The sequence below is a fragment of the Collinsella aerofaciens genome, from assembly GCF_020709435.1.
GTDB classification, from domain to species: Bacteria; Actinomycetota; Coriobacteriia; order Coriobacteriales; family Coriobacteriaceae; genus Collinsella; species Collinsella aerofaciens_AU.
This window is the reverse complement of the sequence record NZ_JAJFDP010000061.1, coordinates 1-279: the sequence shown is the minus strand read 5'-3', so window position 1 is coordinate 279 and position 279 is coordinate 1. Positions and strand designations below refer to the sequence as shown.

1 protein-coding gene is annotated in these 279 nt (G+C 68.1%); it reads right to left on the bottom strand.

Going from position 1 to position 279, the window contains the following annotated elements:
* On the bottom strand, positions 1 to 279 hold a 279-nt coding region (locus LK493_RS10135; RefSeq protein WP_227790934.1), incomplete at both ends, for a hypothetical protein.

The following is a 279-nucleotide window of genomic DNA, read 5'->3' as shown; positions in this document are numbered from 1 at the left end:
GCGGCGGAGGCCTCCGGGTGGAAACGCCTGAGGTGGGCGGCCTCGATCCTTCCGTTCGGCGGCAGGCCGATGTCGAGCTTTCCGCGGTCGATTCGCGCAACTGCTTCCAGGGCCGCCTTCCTCGCGAGGTCGCGCTCGATGTACGCTTCCCGCAGCAGCGGTGCCATGGCCTTCGAGCAGATCTCGAGTCTGGCCGCCTCCATCTTCCCCTTTGGCAGCAGGGAGTCCCAGTCGCCCTCGCGGTCGATCGTGAGGATGTGGACGTGGTGGCTCGTGCCG